The organism is Nocardia sp. NPDC049935 (assembly GCF_055586645.1).
In genome coordinates, this window is record NZ_JBVJHV010000005.1 from 464,068 (window position 1) to 481,507 (window position 17,440).

The following is a 17,440-nucleotide window of genomic DNA, read 5'->3' on the forward strand; positions in this document are numbered from 1 at the left end:
CTTCCGGTCAGCGGTCGCGGAGTCGGGCGAGTTCGCCCGGCTCCGCGCGCATGGCGGCGCTCAGCGCGCCGAGTGCGTCCAGGAACGGCTCGTGGACCGCCCGCCACCGGGCCGAGCCGGATTCCGCGGGCCCGACAACCAGGGCTTCGGCGATCATCGCCTCCCGGATATCCCGGAGCCGCTCGTAGACGGGCCGGGCGCGGTCACAGACGGACTTCGGTGCGATCAGTTCGAGTTCGTACATCGCCGCCACCAGCTGATGGGAGCGGAACGCCGCGGTGGCGGCGGCCCGCGCCAGCGGTGTGGGTCCCTCGATCGCCAGAGCCTGTAGCGCGCTGTCGGTCTGGGTCAGCGCCGCCAGGAAGCGCACATAGACCTGGCGCCGGGTCTCCTCGATCCGGACCGCGCGTTCCCGGCGCGCCCGCAGGGATTCGACCAGCATCGTGGAAGCCGCCCCCAGGAACGCGCCACCCAAGGTCCCGACTACCGCCACCCACTCCAAGCCCACCCTGTCACTGTAGACAGCGCAACGACTTTCGAGCACCGGGCCGAGCCGTCAGCGGCTCCAGCCGTAGGTCTTGGTGACGTGCTCGGCCAGATCCTCGATGGTCATCATTTCCGGGTGACTGTAGTAGATCAGCTCGAATCGGCGCTGCCGCCACGATATCGGGTCCGTACGCCCGTTATCGCTGGTGTCGCAGAGGGTTTCCAGCCGATCGAGATCGAACGGTTCCTTGCCGCGTGCGTGCGCGTCGGCCTTCACGGCTGCCAAGCGTTCCATCTGGGACAGATCCGCTCTTTTCCATACCCCTGCCGCGAACCGGCGCGCTTCTTCGAGGTCCAATGACACTCCCTACTTGCCCGTGGGCCCCGGTCCACCCGGAACACTGGTTTAGCCACGAGTAGTTCTGGGTACAAGATTACGTCTACGCGCCCGGGGGCGCATCGTCGCCGTCTCGGACCGGACACTTTCGCAGGTCCCGGGCATCCTGCCGGAATCGATGGACGGATACCGGCCCTGCGACGGTGCAGTTGCCGGAACGAGCGGGCGGGCAGAATATTTCGCCACACCCCTGTGTACGCCACTCCAGTATGCCCGGTCCGGCCGGGGTGGAGGCGGGCATGGGGAATCCGGGTCCCGCGAGGATCGGTTCGTGGCGCAGTTCCGCCAACCCCGGTTACCGGTCCGGGCGGGGCGCGCCGGGCAGGAATCCGCCGCGATCCACCACCGCGACCCCCTCCTTCAGCACCAGCAGGATCTTGGCCGGATCGCCCAGCGCCTCGATATCGTCGAGTGGGTTGCCCTCGGCCACCACCAGATCGGCGGTTTTACCGGCCTCCACCGTGCCGAGTCGATCGCCGAGTCCGCACAGGCGGGCGGAGGTGCGGGTACCGGCGACGATCGCCTCGGCGGGGGTGAGCCCGCCGAATTTCACGAGGAGGCCGAGTTCGGCGAGGTTGGTACCGTGATCGGGGCTCAGCCCGGCATCGGTGCCTACCGCGATCGGGATCCCCGCGGCCACCGACTCGCCGACCGCCCGCTGTGCGACCTCGTGCCAGTGCACGCTTTTGCGGTACGCGGCCGGTGAGGTGCGGTGCGGATCCAGATCGTGCATGGTTTCCAGCAGTGTCGGCACCAGGAACGTGCCCTGACCGGCCATGCGCCGGCGGAGTTCGTCGTCGAGGGCGTAGCCGTGCTCGATACTGCGCACCCCCGCTTCGACCGCCGCCCGGATACCCGCGTAGCCGATGGCGTGCGCGGCGACCGGTATCCCCCCGTAGGCACTGCCCTCCGCCACCGCGGCGCGGATCAGGTCGGGATGCAGACCCAGCCATTCGGGGCGGTCGTTCGGGCTGGTGACCCCGCCGCTGGAGGCCACTTTGATCACGTCGGCGCCGAGCGCGATGAGGCGGCGGACGGTGCGGCGCATCTCGTCGACGGTGTCCACCCGGTACGACGGGGCCTCGGCGGCGGCCAGGTACGGAGTGGGGTCGAACCCGGAGCGCAGGGTGAAATCGGCGTGCCCGGCGGTCTGGCTCAACATATCGATCGCTACCAGCAGTCGCGGGCCCTCGATGAGACCGTGGTCGATGGCGTCACGGAATCCGGTGTCGATCCCCATGAGGTCGCGCGCGGTGGTGACACCGTTGTGCAGGGTCACCCGGAGGCGGTCCAGCACAGCGAGCGTGCGGTAGGAGGCGGGCTGGGCGAGGCCGTCGTAGAGGGTGCCCTTGGTGCCGGGCAGCGCGAAATGCACATGGCAGTCGAAGAATCCGGGGCAGACGGCGTTGCCGCGCAGGTCCACCGGTTGCGCGTCGCCGGGGTCGGGGGCCGCGCCACGCGGACCGGCCCAGACGAATACGCCGTCGCGGATGAGGACCGCGGCGTCGCGGACCGGTTCGCCACCGTTGCCGTCGATCAGCCGCGCGTTGTGCAGCAGCAGCGCGGGCGCCGTGGCGTTCACGGCGCGGCCGTTTCGGCCGGCAGCCGCAGTGCCACACCGACTCCGAGGTCGAACCAGGTACCGCCGGGTGTCTCGGTGATACGCAACAGGACCCGGGCACACCGGGCGCAACGCGCGACCCGGCCCGGGCAGCGGGTGTAGACCAGCGCGGTCGCCAGCGGGGCGGTGTGGCCGCAGAATCCACAACGGCAGTCGTGGACCGTGATATCGACGGCGAAGATCCGCGACAGCGGCCCGGCCAGCGCGTTGCCGTCGAGATGGTCGGCACCGAGATGGTCGGGGCCGCCGGCATAGTGCGGGCCGGGGCCGTGCGGGCCGGAATCGTCTTGGGTCGGCACTGTCACCCTCCGCTCGGTCCGAAACGTTCGGTGCGCACCGCGGTCGCGGCATGCCCGGCGGCCACCAGCAGCGCGGCGGCCGATTCCACGAAACCCGTGGGCCCGCAGACATAACAGGTGGTCTCCGGGCCCGCGGGGAGACCACCGGCCCGGAGATCGGCCGGGCCGAGCCGGCCGGCGGGCCGCCCGGACCCCGCGGGCGCCCGGCGGGTGTAGACGTACTCGATCCGCACGTCGCCCTGGTCGGGCCGGTCCAGCTCGGCGCCGTAATACCGCAGACCGGGATCGCGCAGGGAATAGATCAGGCGCAGCGGAGCGCGGCTGCCGGCCCTCCGGTAGGCCCGGAGCATCGCCATCAGCGGGACGATCCCCGCGCCGCCGCCGATCAGCAGCACCGGCCGGTCGGCGGGTTCCCAGACGAACCATCCGCCCACCGGACCGCGGACCTCGACGAACGCGCCTTCCGGCAGATCGTCCACCAGATAGGAGGACACCTCACCGCCGGGCACCCGCTGCACGGTCAGCTCGATATCGTCGCCGTCGGCGGGTGCGGCCAGGGAGTAGCTGCGCTCGGCGTGATAGCCGTCGGGCGCGGTGAGCCGCACATCGAGATGCTGTCCGGGCAGATGTCCCGGCCAGCCGGCGACGCGCAGGGTGAGGGTGCGCGCGCCGGGAGCTTCCGGCGTCGCGCGCACCAGTTCCGCGGGCAGCCAGCGCGGCGGCGCGGTCAATCGTCCCGGTATCGCTGTTCGCGCCACGGGTCACCGTAATCGTGGTAGCCGGCCGACTCCCAGAATCCGGGTATCTCCTCGTCGAGCAGCGTGATCCCCTCGACCCATTTCGCGGATTTCCAGAAGTACAGGTGCGGGACGAGCAGGCGGGCGGGGCCGCCGTGCTCGGGGTCGAGTTCACGGCCGTCGTAGCTGTGCACGATCCAGGCCCGGCCGCCGGTGAGGTCCTCGAGCGGAATATTGGTCGTATAGCCGCCGTGGGCCCGGATCAGGGCGTAGTCGGCCTGGGTCTCGATCTCCTCGAGCAGGGTGTCGACCGAGACCCCCTGCCAGTCGGTGTCGAGTTTGGTCCAGCGGGTGACGCAGTGGATGTCCACATGGGGCGTTTCCTGGGGTAGCGCGCGGAACCGCGCCCAATCCCAGACCACCTTCGCACCGGTTTCGGCGACGATGGTGAATGTCCAGTTGCCGGTGCGGACCACGGGTGTGGGACCGGCCGAGAGCACCGGGAAATCCTCGGTGAGGTACTGGCCCGGCGGCAGGCGGGTATCGACGGCGGCGGCCCGGCGGCGGCCACCGAAACCCGGCGAGAAATCCGGCATCCCTGTCTCCTGTCCAGGAGCGGTGCGAGCGTTTCCGGCACAGTCACGGCCAGTAGCCGACAGTTAGCCAATATTCAGTGCCGGGCGGCAGGTGTCAAGCAGGGCACACAGCGCGGATCGGTATCGCGGTGCCCGTTCCTCGCTACGACGGGCAGCCGGCCTCCTCCCCGGTGACGGCGGCGATGATCTCGGCCTGGAAACGGGGGCACTGCGTGAAGTCCTCGTAGCGGCAGGTGAGCACGTGGGCGATGAGGTTCTTGGAGGTCCGCAGGCGGGCGATCTGCGCGTCGAGAGCATCGAGCTGCGATTCCAGAATGCGCCGGCGCCCCCTGCCGTCGCAGGCATCGAGGAGGTCCCCGGTCTGGGCGAGAGTGAGACCGATCTGTTTGCTGCGCAGGATCATCGCCACCCGGGCCAGGTGTGCCCGTTGATAGCGGCGACGGCCGCCGACGCGGGTCGCGGGGGCGATCAGGCCGACCGACTCCCAGTGCCGGAGCACATGGGTCGCGAGGCCGAAGCGGCCGGCCACCTCGCCGATCGAATAGGTGGCGGTGTCCCGCTCGGCGGATCCGTCCGGGCTTGACTTCATGTTCACATTAACTTGCACAGTGGGGTGGGCCGTCAAGCCCGCACCGACCCCGAGAGGTGACCGATGGAAACACGCACCCAGGCCGAACTGTGGAACGAGCGCTACACGCGCGCGTTCGAGTCCTACGGCACCGACCCCAACGACTATCTGCGCGAAGTCACGGACCGGATCCCGGACGGCCCGGTCCTGTGCCTGGCCGAAGGCGAGGGCCGCAACGCGGTCTTCCTGGCCGGGCGCGGGCATCCGGTTACCGCGGTGGATCTGTCCGAGGTGGGCCTGGCCAACGCCCGGGAACTCGCCGCGGCGCACGGGGTCACCGTCGACACGGTGGTCGCCGATCTCGCCGCCTATGAATTCGGTGACTCCCGGTGGGCGGGCATCGTCTCCATCTGGGCGCACGTACCGTCCGCGCTGCGCCCCGGCCTGCACGCGGCCTGCGTCCGGGCCCTGCGCCCGGGTGGGGCGTTCGTCCTGGAGGCCTATACGCCGCGGCAACTGACCCGGCCCGGAATCGGCGGACCGCCGTTCGCGGACGCGCTGCCGACCGCCGCCGAACTCTCGCGCGATCTGTCCGGGTTGCGTCTCGAGCACTGCCGGGAGGTCGACCGCGAAATCGGCGAAGGGCGATATCACCGGGGCCCGAGCAGCACGGTGCAGGTGCTGGCCTTCAAACCCTGACAGGACCGCGGCCGCGGAGAGGAAGGGTCAGCGGGATCGCGCGCCGTCCGGGCCGGCGGGCACGTAGCGGATCGACCAGCCGCCTTCCCAGCTCGCGCCGGGATCGATCCGGCGCAGGCCCTCGCCCGAGTTCAAGGCATCGGGTGGCGCGGTCATCGGCTCCAGCGCGACAGCGAGCCCGCGCCCCTCGGGCCTGGGGAAATCCGCGGCCGTGAAGACTTGGAGGTAGTGCCACCCGTCGCCGTGGACCAGCGATACCGAGGACCCGTCCGGCGCGGTCAGCGTCGCGGCGATGCCCGGCTCCACACCCCCGAAGGGGGTATCGAGGGTCAGCTCCCGCAGAACCACCCCGGCGCGCAGATCGTAGGGCGTACCCGCGACCGGATGCGCGGCGACGGGATTCATCCGCGAGTCCAGCTCGTAGTAGGTGTCCGCGGCCACGGTCAGTTCCAGCCGCTCCACCGGGAAACCGCCGACCCGCAGGTACGGATGCGCGCCCGCCGCGTACGGCGCGGGCCGGTCGCCGTGGTTCACCACCCCGTGGGTCACCGCCAGCCCGTCCGGGCGCAACTCGTAACGCACCCAGGTATCGAGCAGGAACGGCCAGCCGTGCTGGGGCGGGACGAGCGCGCCGAGGGTCACCGAGGCCGCGGCGTGCTCCCGCACCTCGTAGTCGGTATTGCGCAGCAGCCCGTGGATCGCGTTGGACCGGGACACCTCGGTGATATCCAGCAGCTGGGGTTTGCCGTCGAGTGTCCAGACGGCATCACGAACCCGGTTGGGCCACGGCACCAGCACGATCCCCGACGCCATCGGCGGCGCCGACCCGGCGGCCAGCGGTTCGGCCACCGCGACACCGCCGACGGTGAGGCTCCGCAGTACGGCCGCGACCGTGCCGATCTCGGCGCGCACCCCCGCCGACTCCAGAACGATCGAACGACCGGTCGCGGTGGTCCCGGCGGCGGTGAACTCGGAGGCGGTCACTCCCCCACCCTAGAGTCCGGTGGCCGCGTCCCGCGACGACCCGGCCCGGCGGCGAGCCGCGCGTCCGCGCCGGACGTGCACTGTCCGGCGGCCCCGATCAGTCCGGGCGGATCGACAGGGCGTGCCGGAACACTCCGCCCGCGTCCCACTGCGCCTTGACCTGCTGCAACCGCGGATAGTTCGGGCCGTAATACAGGGTGGACCAGGGGGTCGCGGAGGTGTTGTGGGCCGGATCGGCCAGATCCGGATCGGGATAGTTGATATAGCTGCCGCCGTCGCGTTCGCCCGGCACCGGGACCCCGCCGGTGCCGTCGTAGAGCTCGCGGTAGAGGCGGCGCGCCACCCGGATATGCCGCTCGTCGTCGATGGGGAGCCGCCACGCCGCGTGGATGAGCATCTTCATGAACGAATCCCGGGCCGGCATCGCGGTGGCGTCGGGGGCGCGGTCGTTGATCGCGCCGCCGAACGGCAGGAACTCCAGCGCCGATTCGCCGATGAACTCCGGCGACGCGAGATTGCGGTAGCAGGCGCGCAATTGGTCGTCGGTATAGGGCTGTCGCAGATAGGCGGCCTTCGTCTTGACCCGCGGCGGCATATCGGTGCCCGGATAGTAGGTATTCGCGACAGTGTCGGCATAGCTCGCCTCGACCACCGGATGCACCACCGCGCCCGGCAGTACCCCGGCGGTGACGGTATCGACGAATTCACGGATCCGGTTGTGCGCGTCCGGATCACCACCGCTGTCCAGGATGAGCATCTCGCCGGTCCCGGTGAGCCGGGGCCGGAACTGCACGGGTGCGTACAGCCCGGCGAATCGGTTACCGGGCTCGCGGTGGGTGTCGTAGAAAGCGAGGTAGTTCCGCATGAAGCGGACGAAGGAATCCTCGGTGGTCAGCGGGAGATCGAGCCGGCCGGTGAGTACGGTCGCCGGCGGCCGGGGCAACGCCGATTCCGGCGCCGATCCATCGGAATCCCGCGAACGCAGCAGAAAGCGGGTCACCACACCGAAATTCCCGCCGCCACCGCCGGTATGCGCCCACCACAGATCCCGATTCGGCCCGTCGGCGGTGGCCGTGGTCAGGCGCACCGCGCCGTCGGCGGCCACGGTGGCGACCTCCACGCCGTACAGATGGTCGGCCATCAGCCCGAAACGCCGGGACAGCGGCCCGTATCCGCCGCCGATGATATGGCCGCCCGCGCCGACGGCCTTGCAGATACCGCCCGGCACGGTCACTCCCCAGCGGGCGAGTCCGGTGTACACGTCCGCCATGGTGGCGCCCGGCCCCACCGAGAACGCGCGATGCTCGGCGTCCCAGCCGATATCGCGCAACCGTTTCAGATCGACGATCACCTGATTGGCCGGATCGTCCACGAAACCCTCGAAGCAGTGCCCGCCGGAGCGGACCGCGATCCGCAACCCCTCGTCCACCCCCCGCGCCACCGCACGCCGCACCTCCTCGGCGGAGGCCGGGACATGAAAACGCTGCGGGCGGGCCACGAATCGGCGGTTGTAGCCGCGTAGGGTCAGCGCGCGATAGTCGGCCCCACCGGCGACGACGGTGGGCTCGGCGCGGGCGGTCCCGATCCCCGGGGCGCTCAGGGCAGCGGTCAGCGCGGTGGTGGCGAGGAAACGACGGCGAGACAGTGGCATCGGAATTCCCTGGTGCGGCGTCACGATCGGCACCCCACCCTAGCCTCGCGGCGGAAGTCTCCCGGCACGAAACGCGGACGGATCAGGTCAGATTCGTGATTCCCCGGATGGTGAACAGCGCACCGAACCCGAACAGCACGCCCATACCGATGCCGCGGCTGTGCGCCAGGATCCACTGCTCCGCGCGCTCCAGTCCCGCGCGGGCCCGATCGCCCAGCGCCAGGTACACCCCGATCGGAATCAGGAAATCCAGCGCCGCGGCCAAGAGCAGGACGGCCGTGGCCAGCAACGCCCGCCCCGGCCCGACATGCGAACTGGCGATCACGCTCATACCCGACATCATGATGAACAGATTCGGGTTGATGACCGCGAGACCGAGCCCGGCCACCAGCACCCGTCGCGGTCCGGCGTCACGCAATTCGTCCAGCAGTCTCGGCCGCCCGTTGCCGGTGCGCCGGGGGCGGCGGAAGGCGATCACGGCCCCGCCCGCCAGGAACAGCAGGCCGATCAGCAGACCCACCACCGCCGACGCGCGGTGCGAGGTCGATCCCTCGCCGGTGGCGCCACCGAGCAGCGCCGAGAGCGCGATCAGGAGATAGACGAAGACGAAGGCACTGCCGAACACCAGTGGGTTGCGCACCGGCCGGCTCGATCGCAGCAGCAGAATGCAGCCGGCGATGGCGCCGGGGGTCACCAGCAGACCCAGTACCTCCGGTAGCAGCTGCCGCGCCAGGTCGCTCATACCGACTCCTCGTCTCGGCCGCACGCCGCGCAGTCGCGGAGCCCGACCGGCCCGCGCTCACGACTGTCGCGCGCGGGTCGCCCGGGCGCCTCACCCGAACCGGGTGAGCGGGGCGGCCGCGGCGGTTTCACCCGAATCGGATGAGGCGAACGCACCGGTCCCGGGCGGAGGGTGGCGGGTATGACGAATGAGCGCCTGGGCCCCGTCGAACTGGCAGTACTGGCATTTCCCGGTAGCCGGATCGCGACTCCGGTGGTCGACGCGCTGCGGGAGGTGGTGGCCAATCGGGACGCCACCATCATCGATCTGATCTACCTCGCAAAGGCCGAGGGCGGCGATATCCTGCAGCTCGAGGTGGATGAATCACTGGCCGACGTCGGTCTCGACGGCCTCGATGTCGATCCGCGCGGCCTGGTCAGCGACGCCGACCTCGATATCGTGCGCGAGACCATGGAACCGGGCACGTCGGCGGTGGTTGTGGTCTACGAGCAGACCTGGGCCCGCCGGCTCGGCGCGACGGTCGCCGAAGCCGGTGGTGAACTCGCCCTGCACGTCCAGATCCCGCGCGACGCCGTGGAAGCGGCGCTCGCCGCATCCTGAGAGGGGAATCCGATGGTCTTTCGCGGCGGACGGGTGGGCCGGCCGGGATTGCTCGGCACCATGGCGCGGACCGCGGTCGTGGCCGGTACGGCCCGCGCCACCACCAACGCGTTCGACCGGCGCGCCCAGCGGCGCGGCGCCGAACAGCAGGCCTACGCCGAACAGCAGCAGGCCTACGCGGCGCCCCCGCCGCAGCAGTACGCACCGCCCCCGCAGGCCGCGCCCGCGCAGGGTGGCGACGATATGGTCGCCAAACTGGAGAAGCTCGGGCAGCTGCACCAATCGGGTGCGCTCTCCGACGAGGAGTTCGCCGCCGCGAAGGCGCAGCTGCTCGGCTGACCGCCCGCTCGGGGCTACAGCCCGTTGACGATCACCGCGTTGCAGTCCGCGGCGGCCTGGCGCAACGGGATCGCGGCCTGGTACTCCTCGGAGTCGTACCAGGCCCGCGCGGCCTCGGGTGATTCGAATTCCAGCACCACCGTCTGGGTGGCCGGCCATTCCCCTTCGAGAACCTGGGGCTTGGTGTCGATCGCGAGCACGGTGACGCCCTTGGCCATCGCTTTCGCCGCCGCCTTGCCGTACTCGGCCATACCCGCCGGGTCCTTGATCGACTCGGTCACGATGACATAGCCCTTGGCCATCCTGGTCTCCTTCACACACAGCGGAGCCGCGGCCGGCTCCCCGACGACCATACCCATAACCCTGTTTACGATTACGGAAATCCCATATCGTGAAACGGGAAGTGGTGATCCGCGCCGGCTGTCAGCTCTTGCCGTTGCGGCGCAGCAGATGTGGCCGCAGCCGGTTGAACCCGCGGACCCGGACGCTGCGCAGGTTCTTGATGTTGAACTCGGCATCGTCGGCGAGTTCGGCCGCCGCGCCGTCGTCGACCAGGATCGTGCCCGGCCGGGCGACACCGGTGAGCCGGGAGGCCATATTGACCGTGGACCCGTACAGATCACCGAATCGCTGCAGTACCGGACCGTAGGCGAGCGCCACCCGGAGTTCCGGGGTGGTGCCCACGGTCATCGTGGACTCCTGGATCTCCAGCGCGATCCGTGCCGCGACGGCCGGGGTCTCGGACGCGAACATCACTTCGTCGCCGACGTTCTTGATCACCCAGCCGCCGTTCTCGGCGATCGCGGCGGTGGTGGTGGATTCGAACGCCTCCAGCAGCGTGGACAGCTCGTCGGGGTGCAGGTGGCGGGTGAGGCGGGTGTAGCCGACCATATCGGCGAACCCCACGGCCAGGGTCCGGGTCGAATCGTGGGTGGGCCCGGTCTCCTCCAGCTGGCGGGTGAGCGCCGCGTCCAGATGACGCCGCCACGCGTAGGAGAGCAGCGTTTCGATCAGTTCCACCGTCTCGGCGGTCGCCGTGCGGACGACTTCGTCGGGGTCCGCCCCGGGTTCGGCGGTGGCGATCCGCCGGTCGATCTCCTTCACGACGAGATCGACCTGCCATTCGGCCAGCCGCGCCAGGGTCTGGCCGATGGTGCGCGCGGTAGCGGCCTGCTGCCGGATATCGGCGGACGCCAGGGCGCCGACCTCCTTGAACCGGTGGATCGCGGCGATATCGGCATCGGTGTAGTCGCGGGCGTCGTCGCTGTCACTGGAGGGGAAACCCAGCGAGACCCACAGCCGCCGCGCCGTCTCCGGCGTGACCCCGGCCAGTTCGGCCACCTCGCGACGGTTGTAGCGGCGGCTGCCGGAGAGCAGATGCTCCTCCGCCGCCGTCCGCACCAATTCTGACCTGTCCCGCGACGACACCATGGCCGAAACCTTACGACGCGCCCGTCTCCCGGACCGCGACCTCGAATTATCGGCCGGTGATCTGCGTCATGTTCCTCGTCCGGGCCGGGGCGCCCTAATGCGCCGAGGCCACCGGACCGGCGTCGGGAACCGGGATCTCGGCGGGCGGTTCGACCGGCCGGACGGTGACGCGCGGCGCGACCGGAGGCGTAGTGGGGGCGGGTGCGGGCGCCTGGGCCGGTTGCGGGTTCGGTGTCTCCGGGCGCGCGGACGGCGCTGCGGGGGCGGGGGTCTCCGCGAGCGGCGGCGCGGCGGGCCCGGAATCCGGCACCGGCGGTGTCCCGGTGTTCGCGGGTTCGGAGGGTATTCCGGGGCTCGGCGTGGTGGGCTCCGCATCCGCTCCGGGCACCGGGGCCGGCCCGGATTCGGGAGACGGGGTGGTCCCGGACTCGGGCACCTGCCCCGGCGCGGGTGCGGGTGGTACCTGGGCCTGGGCGGGGGCGGGGGCCGGTTCCGGGAACAACGGGCGATCGGTGGGCAGGTTGATGAAGCTCGGCGCGGACGGGTCCAGCGCCAGATGCTGCGGTTTGAGCTCGGTGTCGTTGAGCATGGGCCGGAAGGCCAGCGCCTTGGGCGCGTTGGCGGCGAAGACATCGAGCCGCAGCCGGTGTCCCGGTTCCAGGGCCGCCTGGGTGGGGATCACCGCGATATCGAGCGCGACCGGCTCGCCCGGGGTCACGGGCAGCACGCTGTCCAGCGTGATCGGGTTGTGCGGGGCGGTGAGGTCGCCGTTCGGTGAGCGCGTGCTGCGCGCTTCGTCGACGGCCCGCAGCGAGGCGGTGAGCTGGCCGGTGCTCAGGACTTTGGACGCGCCGTCGGGCGCGACATCGTTGACCGTCACGCTCCAGTAGCCGTCGGAGGCATCGTGGACGGTGTTCAGGTGCACATTGATCGGACCCGACAGCACGGTCCGCTCGGCCACGGGGGCGCTGGTGAAGGTGAGCGCGCCGAGTTCGGCGATCCGGGAATCCTTGGCACACGCGTCGATCACCGCCGCCAAACCGGCCGACCCCTGCGCGGTATCCCGCGAGCACACCGTCGACAGGCCCGGCGCCACCGTCAGTTGATCCTTCGCCCCGGGTTCGGGGATCAGCGACCCGTCGTGCAGGCTGGCGTCGGTCGAACCGCTGGGGTCGGCGGACAGATAGACCCGCCGGTGGGTCATACCCGGCTGCGGGAACTCCTTCAGCACGACCCAGCCGCCGCCCTGCTCCCACACGATCACCGGCCCGTATCCGGTGATGCCGTTGTCGACATCCTTGAGCCAGTGGTCGAACCACGCCCGCTGCAGCACATCCAGGCGCGGCGGCGAGCCCGGGTTCCCGGTGCCCGCACCGGGATTGGCGTGATAGGTATCGCCGACCAGCAACTGCTTACGGCCCGGCGGCAGCGGGATGTCGTTGTAGAGGGTGGTCGCGCTGTTGGCGAAGATATCGTGCCAGCCGCCGTAGACGAAGGTGGGCACGGTGATCTTCTCGGGTTGTCCCATGATCCCCTGCCGGAACGGACTGTCGTCGTCCAGCGCCGCGGCCAGCGTCGGCGGCATATTCCGCAGCGAGGGGGTGAGCAGTGACTGCGCGAGCAGATCGTAGTTGGTCGCGGGGTCGGCCAATCTGTCCCGCAGCCACTGCCAGTCGAAGGTGCCGTTGAGAATGGCCTGGAAATCCGGCATCAGCTTGGCCTGATTCACCTGGTTGAGCCACAGCGGCAGGAAGGTCACCCCCACACCGCCACCCGGGGCCACCACATCGCGCATGAGATCGCTGCCCGGTTCCACCGGGAAGATGGCCTGCAGCGGTTTCGGGGCGTTCTCGGCGGCCCGCAACTGGTTGATCCCGGAGTACGAGCCGCCGCTCATGGCGACCCGGCCGTTGGACCACGGTTGCGCGGCCGACCATTCGATGACCTCCCGGGTGTCGAGCTGCTCCCGGGCCCCGAGGGTGTCCCACAACCCCTGCGACTGACCGGTTCCGCGGACATCCACCGAGACCACGGTGTATCCGCCGTGCACCAGTTTGCGGTCCAGTCCCAGCACGGTGGCCACGGTGCCGCCGTCCAGCGCGTGCAGCAGATCCTCGAAGCCGCTGATCGGTGTGCCGGACAGGTTGATCCGGCGCACCAGGTCCATGGTGAAACGCTGCGCCTCGGCATTGTTCATCGCCGAATCGATGAGGTTGCTCATCATCTTCGAATAGGGCGTCATCGTGACGATGGTGGGCAGGGGTTTGGTCTCCACCTGATCGCCGGCGTGCGCGGGCCGGTACACATCGGCCTTGAGCACCACCCCGTCGCTCATGGTGAGGTGCACATCCTTGTCGATATGCACCTCGGGGTAGGGCTGTGGACCGTCGTGGGTCTCGGTCCACTGCTGTGCCATCTCCGCCGGGGAGACAGCGGGTGTGGTGTCGCGGTGCACCGGCCGGTGGCCGGGTAGCACCAGGATCAGGACAGCGGTCAGGACCATCACGGTTCCGGCGGACGCGGCCGCGATCCCGTGAACCCGGTACAGCCGCATGAAAAAACCTCCACCTCGTGGTCCGGTTTCGCGCACAGGTGCCGCCGACGATAGCAACATGCTCTTGCCGGATCGGGTACCGACGCGCGGTCCCGCCGGAACGAGAGTTCCGGCGGGACCGGGGATCACAGGGGAGGCCGGGGGTCCGGCGGCGAAAGACGCTCCGCCGGAACGGGTTCAGTTCGCGCGACGCGCCCGCAGGACCAGGTCCTTGATCTGATGGCCGGCGGCCGGGCGGTTGCGGTCGCGCCGATCCTCGACCTCTACGGTCCAGTCGTCGCCGAGCAGCGCGCGGATCTCGGCGGGCGCGTAGAAGGCGTAGGGGTCGAAGCGCTGCTCGTGTTCGTGCTGCGGCGGGAATTCGGTGGGGTCGTGGCCGACGAACAGCAGCGTGCCACCGGGCGCCACGGTGTCGAGCAGACCGCGCACGGTCGCGTGATCGGTTTCGCGCACGATCGGGAAATAGTGCGCCGAGACCAGATCGAACGCGCCCGCGGGCAGCGGGTCGGTGGTGATGTCGGCGCGTTTCCAGGTGATCTCCGGATGCCCGGGCGACGCCCGATCCAGGGCCACCTGGGAGATGTCCACGGCGGTCACCTGCCAGCCCTGCTCGGCGAGCCAGTAGGCGTCGGCGCCCTCGCCGCATCCGAGGTCCAGCACCCGGCCGGGTGTCATCCCGGTCACCTCCGCGATCAGCGCGTCGTTGGGGAGGCCGCTGAACTTCTGGCCGCTCTCGCTGTACATATCGTCCCAGAACCGCTGGTCCATGCCTGTTTCTCCTGCTCTCGTCGAGGGGTCGCCACCCAGCATCCGGAAAACCCGGCAACTTGACAAATTTATTTGCCGAATCTGCAATAGAGGGATGAATCCGGAGTTCGGCGATGTCATCAACGCCATAGGTCCGCGCCTGCGCGACCTGCGCCGCCGCAACGGCACCACACTGGCGGCCCTCTCCGAGGTCACCGGGATCCCCGTGAGCACCTTGTCACGGCTGGAGTCCGGGCAGCGCAAGCCCAGCCTCGAACTACTCCTGCCGCTGGCCAAGGCTCATCATGTTCCGCTCGACGAGCTGGTCGACGCGCCCGAGACCGGCGATCCGCGCGTCCACACCAGACCGGTCACCCGCGGCGGGCAGACCTTCATTCCACTCACCCGTAAACCGGGCGGCCTGCAGGCCTACAAACAGATCCTCTCCGGCCGCGCCTCCGCCGAACCCGATCCGCGCACCCACGAGGGTTACCACTGGCTTTACGTACTCAACGGCAAACTCCGCCTCATCCTGGGCGACCGGGATATGACCCTGATGCCGGGCGAGGTCGCCGAATTCGACACCCATCTCCCGCACTGGTTCGGTAACGCCGACGAGAACCCGGTGGAATATCTCAGCATCTACGGCCCGCAGGGCGAGCGGTTCCACATCAAGGCGCGGTATCGCCCGTCGTAATCCGAATACGGCCATTACGCAGGGAGAACGCCGATAGTTATCTTTTCGTTATCGCGGGCGGCCGTGTCGTTTCCGGATCAGCGCGCGATAACGCGAAATATGGCTTCCCGGGTTTGCAGGACCGACATATAGCTGTGGTGCATTTCCAACGCTGTTCGAGCAGTCGGTGAATATCCACCGCGCGGAAGCGGTGAAAGTCGTTGTGATCCACCGGCGCTCGACCTGAGCACGGAGGACCGCAATTATGGATTCTGTACCGATACGTCAGCGCTGTGCCGCATTGGCCATTTTCGCCGCCGCGGCCGGCGCCATTCTCGGAACGATCACTCCCGCACCCGCCCAGGCCAAGCCGGTCAGCGTGCCCGGCCTCGGCACCTTCGAAGTTCCCGATGAACTCCCGTTGCCGGCCGGGTTCCCCGGTTTCGGCCTCCCTCCCATCCCGCAGACCGCCCCCGCCCCTGCCACCGGCGACCTCGCGGTCGCGGCGGCACGCAGCAAACTCGGGGCGCCCTACGTCACCGGCGGCACCGGACCCAACAGTTTCGACTGTTCCGGGCTGGTGCAGTGGGCATACCAGCAGGCGGGCGTCCAAGTGCCGCGCACCAGCTGGTCCCAGCTCTCGGCCGGGACAGCGGTTCCACTGGATCAACTACGTGTCGGCGATGTGATCTCCTACAGCGGTGGCGGTCATTCCGCCCTGTATGCCGGGGAAGGTCAGGTGATCCACGCCGCCACGTCGACGGTGGAAATCTCTCCGATGTCCTATTCGCCCGTGGTCGGAGCACGCCGCTTCTGACACGGGCCGCGTCGTGGCCCCGGTTACCGGCGGCAAGCCCAGACCACAGCCACGGGCCCACGGCGCAACGGATATACCGTCCGGCAGATACCGGGCGGTATATCCGTTTCCGGGGTCAGAGACGTTCGATGATGGTGGCGTTGGCCAAGCCGCCCGCCTCACACATCGTCTGCAGGGCGTAACGGCCCCCGGTCTGCTCGAGATGGTTGACCATGGTGGCCAGGATCCGCACCCCCGAGGCGCCGAGCGGATGCCCGAGCGCGATCGCCCCGCCGCGGGGGTTCAGCTTCTCCGGGTCGGCGCGCAGTTCGTGCTGCCAGACCAGCGGCACCGGCGCGAACGCCTCGTTGACCTCGTAGGCGTCGATATCGTCGATGCTCAGACCGGCCCGGTCCAGCACCTTCTTCGACGCCGGAACCGGCGCGGTGAGCATGAGCAGCGGATCGTCGCCCACCACCGCGAACGAATGGAACCGCGCCCGCGGCCGCAGCCCCAGCTTCGAGGCCGTCTGCTCACTCATGATCAACGCCGCCGAGGCGCCGTCGGTGAGCGGCGAGGAGTTACCCGGCGTGATGGACCATTCGATCTCCGGGAACCGCTGTGTGTACTGCTCATCGGCGAAGGCCGGTTTCAGGCCCGCCAGTTTCTCCGGCGTGGACCCGGCCCGGATGGTCTCGTCGGCGGTGAGTTCACCGGCGGCCACCAGTTCGTTGTCGAAGCCACCGGCCGCCGCGGTCTCGGCCGCCAGCCGGTGCGACCGCGCCGCGAACGCGTCCAGGGTGGCCCGGTCGAACTTCCACCGTGCGGCCAGGATCTCCGCGGCGATCCCCTGCTGCACCAGCCCCTCGGGATACCGGTGCGCGATCGGGCCGCGATTGGCGTCCTGACCCTGCGCGTTGGAGAACATGGGCACCCGGCTCATCGACTCCACACCGCAGGCGATCGCGATATCGTAGGCGCCCGACATCACGCCCTGGGCCGCGAAATGCGCCGCCTGCTGGCTGGAACCGCACTGCCGATCCACCGTGGTGGCGGGCACGGATTCCGGGAATCCGGCGGCGAGCACGGCCGTGCGGGAGATATTGAACGCCTGCTCCCCGCTCTGCGTGACGCAGCCGCCCACGACATCGTCGACCAGCGCGGGGTCGAGGTCGTTGCGTTCGATCAGCTTCTCGAGCACTCCGGCGAGCAGGGTCGCGGGATGAACCCCCGACAACCCGCCGCCCATCTTGCCCTTCCCGGACGGCGTGCGAACCACATCGACGATGACGGCGGACTGCATAGTCCCTCCTGAAATGCTCGTTCCGGCCGGTCAAGTTAATGACCGTTCGATGCTAAGTTAACACGGATTCGCATCTCGGGACCAGAGCCCGTCGCGCCGGACTCCACGGCCGGGTACCGGCCATCGCAGCCGGTGACCAGCGCCCCGCTGTCGCGGGTGACCGACCGACCGGTCATGACCGAACCCCTACCTCACCCCTCGGGCTATACGGCCG

The 17,440-nt window shown here is 69.6% G+C and carries 20 protein-coding genes; 5 read left to right on the forward strand and 15 right to left on the reverse strand.

Annotation, left to right across the window (positions count from 1 at the left end; translation table 11 throughout):
- Nucleotides 1–7: 7 nt before the first annotated feature.
- From ACZ6SF_RS21820 to ACZ6SF_RS21850, 7 genes are all read right to left on the reverse strand, one after another.
- Complete coding sequence (locus tag ACZ6SF_RS21820) at nt 8–508, reverse strand: hypothetical protein (RefSeq protein WP_466063983.1); 501 nt, start codon at nt 506–508, stop codon at nt 8–10.
- Between the two features lie 48 nt (nt 509–556).
- Complete coding sequence (locus ACZ6SF_RS21825; protein ID WP_466063984.1) at nt 557–781, reverse strand: hypothetical protein; 225 nt, start codon at nt 779–781, stop codon at nt 557–559.
- 397 nt (nt 782–1,178) lie between these two features.
- A complete protein-coding gene (locus ACZ6SF_RS21830; RefSeq protein WP_466063985.1) occupies nt 1,179–2,465 on the reverse strand; it encodes a metal-dependent hydrolase family protein in 1,287 nt (428 codons plus the stop codon).
- Nucleotides 2,462–2,803: a DUF6510 family protein gene (locus ACZ6SF_RS21835; RefSeq protein ID WP_466063986.1), complete on the reverse strand. Its 342-nt coding sequence runs from the start codon at nt 2,801–2,803 to the stop codon at nt 2,462–2,464. Before ACZ6SF_RS21835 ends, ACZ6SF_RS21830 begins: the two co-directional genes overlap by 4 nt.
- Nucleotides 2,804–2,805: 2 nt before the next feature.
- Nucleotides 2,806–3,534, reverse strand: coding sequence for a ferredoxin reductase (locus tag ACZ6SF_RS21840; RefSeq protein WP_466063987.1), 729 nt, complete (start codon nt 3,532–3,534; stop codon nt 2,806–2,808).
- On the reverse strand, nt 3,531–4,136 hold the full coding sequence (locus ACZ6SF_RS21845) for a molybdopterin-dependent oxidoreductase (RefSeq protein WP_466063988.1): 606 nt from the start codon (nt 4,134–4,136) through the stop codon (nt 3,531–3,533). The genes ACZ6SF_RS21840 and ACZ6SF_RS21845 overlap by 4 nt, the downstream gene beginning before the upstream one ends.
- Before the next feature lie 142 nt (nt 4,137–4,278).
- Nucleotides 4,279–4,725, reverse strand: a complete 447-nt coding sequence (locus ACZ6SF_RS21850) for a helix-turn-helix domain-containing protein (RefSeq protein WP_466063989.1) — start codon at nt 4,723–4,725, stop codon at nt 4,279–4,281.
- 63 nt (nt 4,726–4,788) lie between these two features.
- On the opposite strand from ACZ6SF_RS21850, the gene ACZ6SF_RS21855 reads away from it, so the two are divergent.
- Complete coding sequence (locus tag ACZ6SF_RS21855) at nt 4,789–5,403, forward strand: class I SAM-dependent methyltransferase (RefSeq protein ID WP_466063990.1); 615 nt, start codon at nt 4,789–4,791, stop codon at nt 5,401–5,403.
- Nucleotides 5,404–5,430: 27 nt separating this feature from the next.
- Here ACZ6SF_RS21855 and ACZ6SF_RS21860 read toward each other — a convergent pair whose 3' ends face one another.
- The 3 genes from ACZ6SF_RS21860 to ACZ6SF_RS21870 form a co-directional block, all read right to left on the reverse strand.
- Nucleotides 5,431–6,387, reverse strand: coding sequence for an aldose 1-epimerase family protein (locus ACZ6SF_RS21860; RefSeq protein ID WP_466063991.1), 957 nt, complete (start codon nt 6,385–6,387; stop codon nt 5,431–5,433).
- A 97-nt stretch (nt 6,388–6,484) separates the two neighbouring features.
- Nucleotides 6,485–8,038 carry an FAD-binding oxidoreductase gene (locus ACZ6SF_RS21865; protein ID WP_466063992.1) on the reverse strand — a complete coding sequence of 518 codons (1,554 nt, stop codon included), beginning with the start codon at nt 8,036–8,038 and terminating at the stop codon, nt 6,485–6,487.
- A gap of 82 nt (nt 8,039–8,120) precedes the next feature.
- On the reverse strand, nt 8,121–8,780 hold the full coding sequence (locus tag ACZ6SF_RS21870) for a GAP family protein (RefSeq protein WP_466063993.1): 660 nt from the start codon (nt 8,778–8,780) through the stop codon (nt 8,121–8,123).
- A 180-nt stretch (nt 8,781–8,960) separates the two neighbouring features.
- Between ACZ6SF_RS21870 and ACZ6SF_RS21875 the strand changes: the two genes are divergently transcribed.
- Nucleotides 8,961–9,380 (forward strand): DUF6325 family protein, encoded by a 420-nt coding sequence (locus tag ACZ6SF_RS21875; protein ID WP_466063994.1) that lies wholly within the window; start codon nt 8,961–8,963, stop codon nt 9,378–9,380.
- Between the two features lie 12 nt (nt 9,381–9,392).
- The gene (locus tag ACZ6SF_RS21880; RefSeq protein WP_466063995.1) at nt 9,393–9,719 is read left to right on the forward strand and encodes an SHOCT domain-containing protein; all 327 of its coding nucleotides are present in this window, start codon (nt 9,393–9,395) and stop codon (nt 9,717–9,719) included.
- A 14-nt stretch (nt 9,720–9,733) separates the two neighbouring features.
- On the opposite strand, the gene ACZ6SF_RS21885 is transcribed toward ACZ6SF_RS21880, so the two are convergent.
- The 4 genes from ACZ6SF_RS21885 to ACZ6SF_RS21900 form a co-directional block, all read right to left on the reverse strand.
- Entirely contained in the window at nt 9,734–10,021 is a 288-nt protein-coding gene (locus tag ACZ6SF_RS21885; RefSeq protein ID WP_449999371.1) for a DUF1330 domain-containing protein, read from the reverse strand.
- A 121-nt stretch (nt 10,022–10,142) separates the two neighbouring features.
- A complete protein-coding gene (locus ACZ6SF_RS21890; RefSeq protein ID WP_466063996.1) occupies nt 10,143–11,150 on the reverse strand; it encodes an adenylate/guanylate cyclase domain-containing protein in 1,008 nt (335 codons plus the stop codon).
- A 94-nt stretch (nt 11,151–11,244) separates the two neighbouring features.
- Nucleotides 11,245–13,704, reverse strand: a complete 2,460-nt coding sequence (locus tag ACZ6SF_RS21895; protein WP_466063997.1) for a CocE/NonD family hydrolase — start codon at nt 13,702–13,704, stop codon at nt 11,245–11,247.
- 177 nt (nt 13,705–13,881) lie between these two features.
- Nucleotides 13,882–14,472, reverse strand: a complete 591-nt coding sequence (locus tag ACZ6SF_RS21900) for a class I SAM-dependent methyltransferase (RefSeq protein WP_466063998.1) — start codon at nt 14,470–14,472, stop codon at nt 13,882–13,884.
- A gap of 94 nt (nt 14,473–14,566) precedes the next feature.
- Between ACZ6SF_RS21900 and ACZ6SF_RS21905 the strand changes: the two genes are divergently transcribed.
- Both ACZ6SF_RS21905 and ACZ6SF_RS21910 read left to right on the forward strand, forming a co-directional pair.
- The gene (locus ACZ6SF_RS21905; RefSeq protein ID WP_466063999.1) at nt 14,567–15,148 is read left to right on the forward strand and encodes a helix-turn-helix domain-containing protein; all 582 of its coding nucleotides are present in this window, start codon (nt 14,567–14,569) and stop codon (nt 15,146–15,148) included.
- Nucleotides 15,149–15,392: 244 nt separating this feature from the next.
- A complete protein-coding gene (locus tag ACZ6SF_RS21910) occupies nt 15,393–15,944 on the forward strand; it encodes a C40 family peptidase (RefSeq protein ID WP_449999359.1) in 552 nt (183 codons plus the stop codon).
- A 115-nt stretch (nt 15,945–16,059) separates the two neighbouring features.
- On the opposite strand, the gene ACZ6SF_RS21915 is transcribed toward ACZ6SF_RS21910, so the two are convergent.
- Nucleotides 16,060–17,226 (reverse strand): thiolase family protein, encoded by a 1,167-nt coding sequence (locus tag ACZ6SF_RS21915; RefSeq protein WP_466064000.1) that lies wholly within the window; start codon nt 17,224–17,226, stop codon nt 16,060–16,062.
- Between the last annotated feature and the right edge of the window lie 214 nt (nt 17,227–17,440).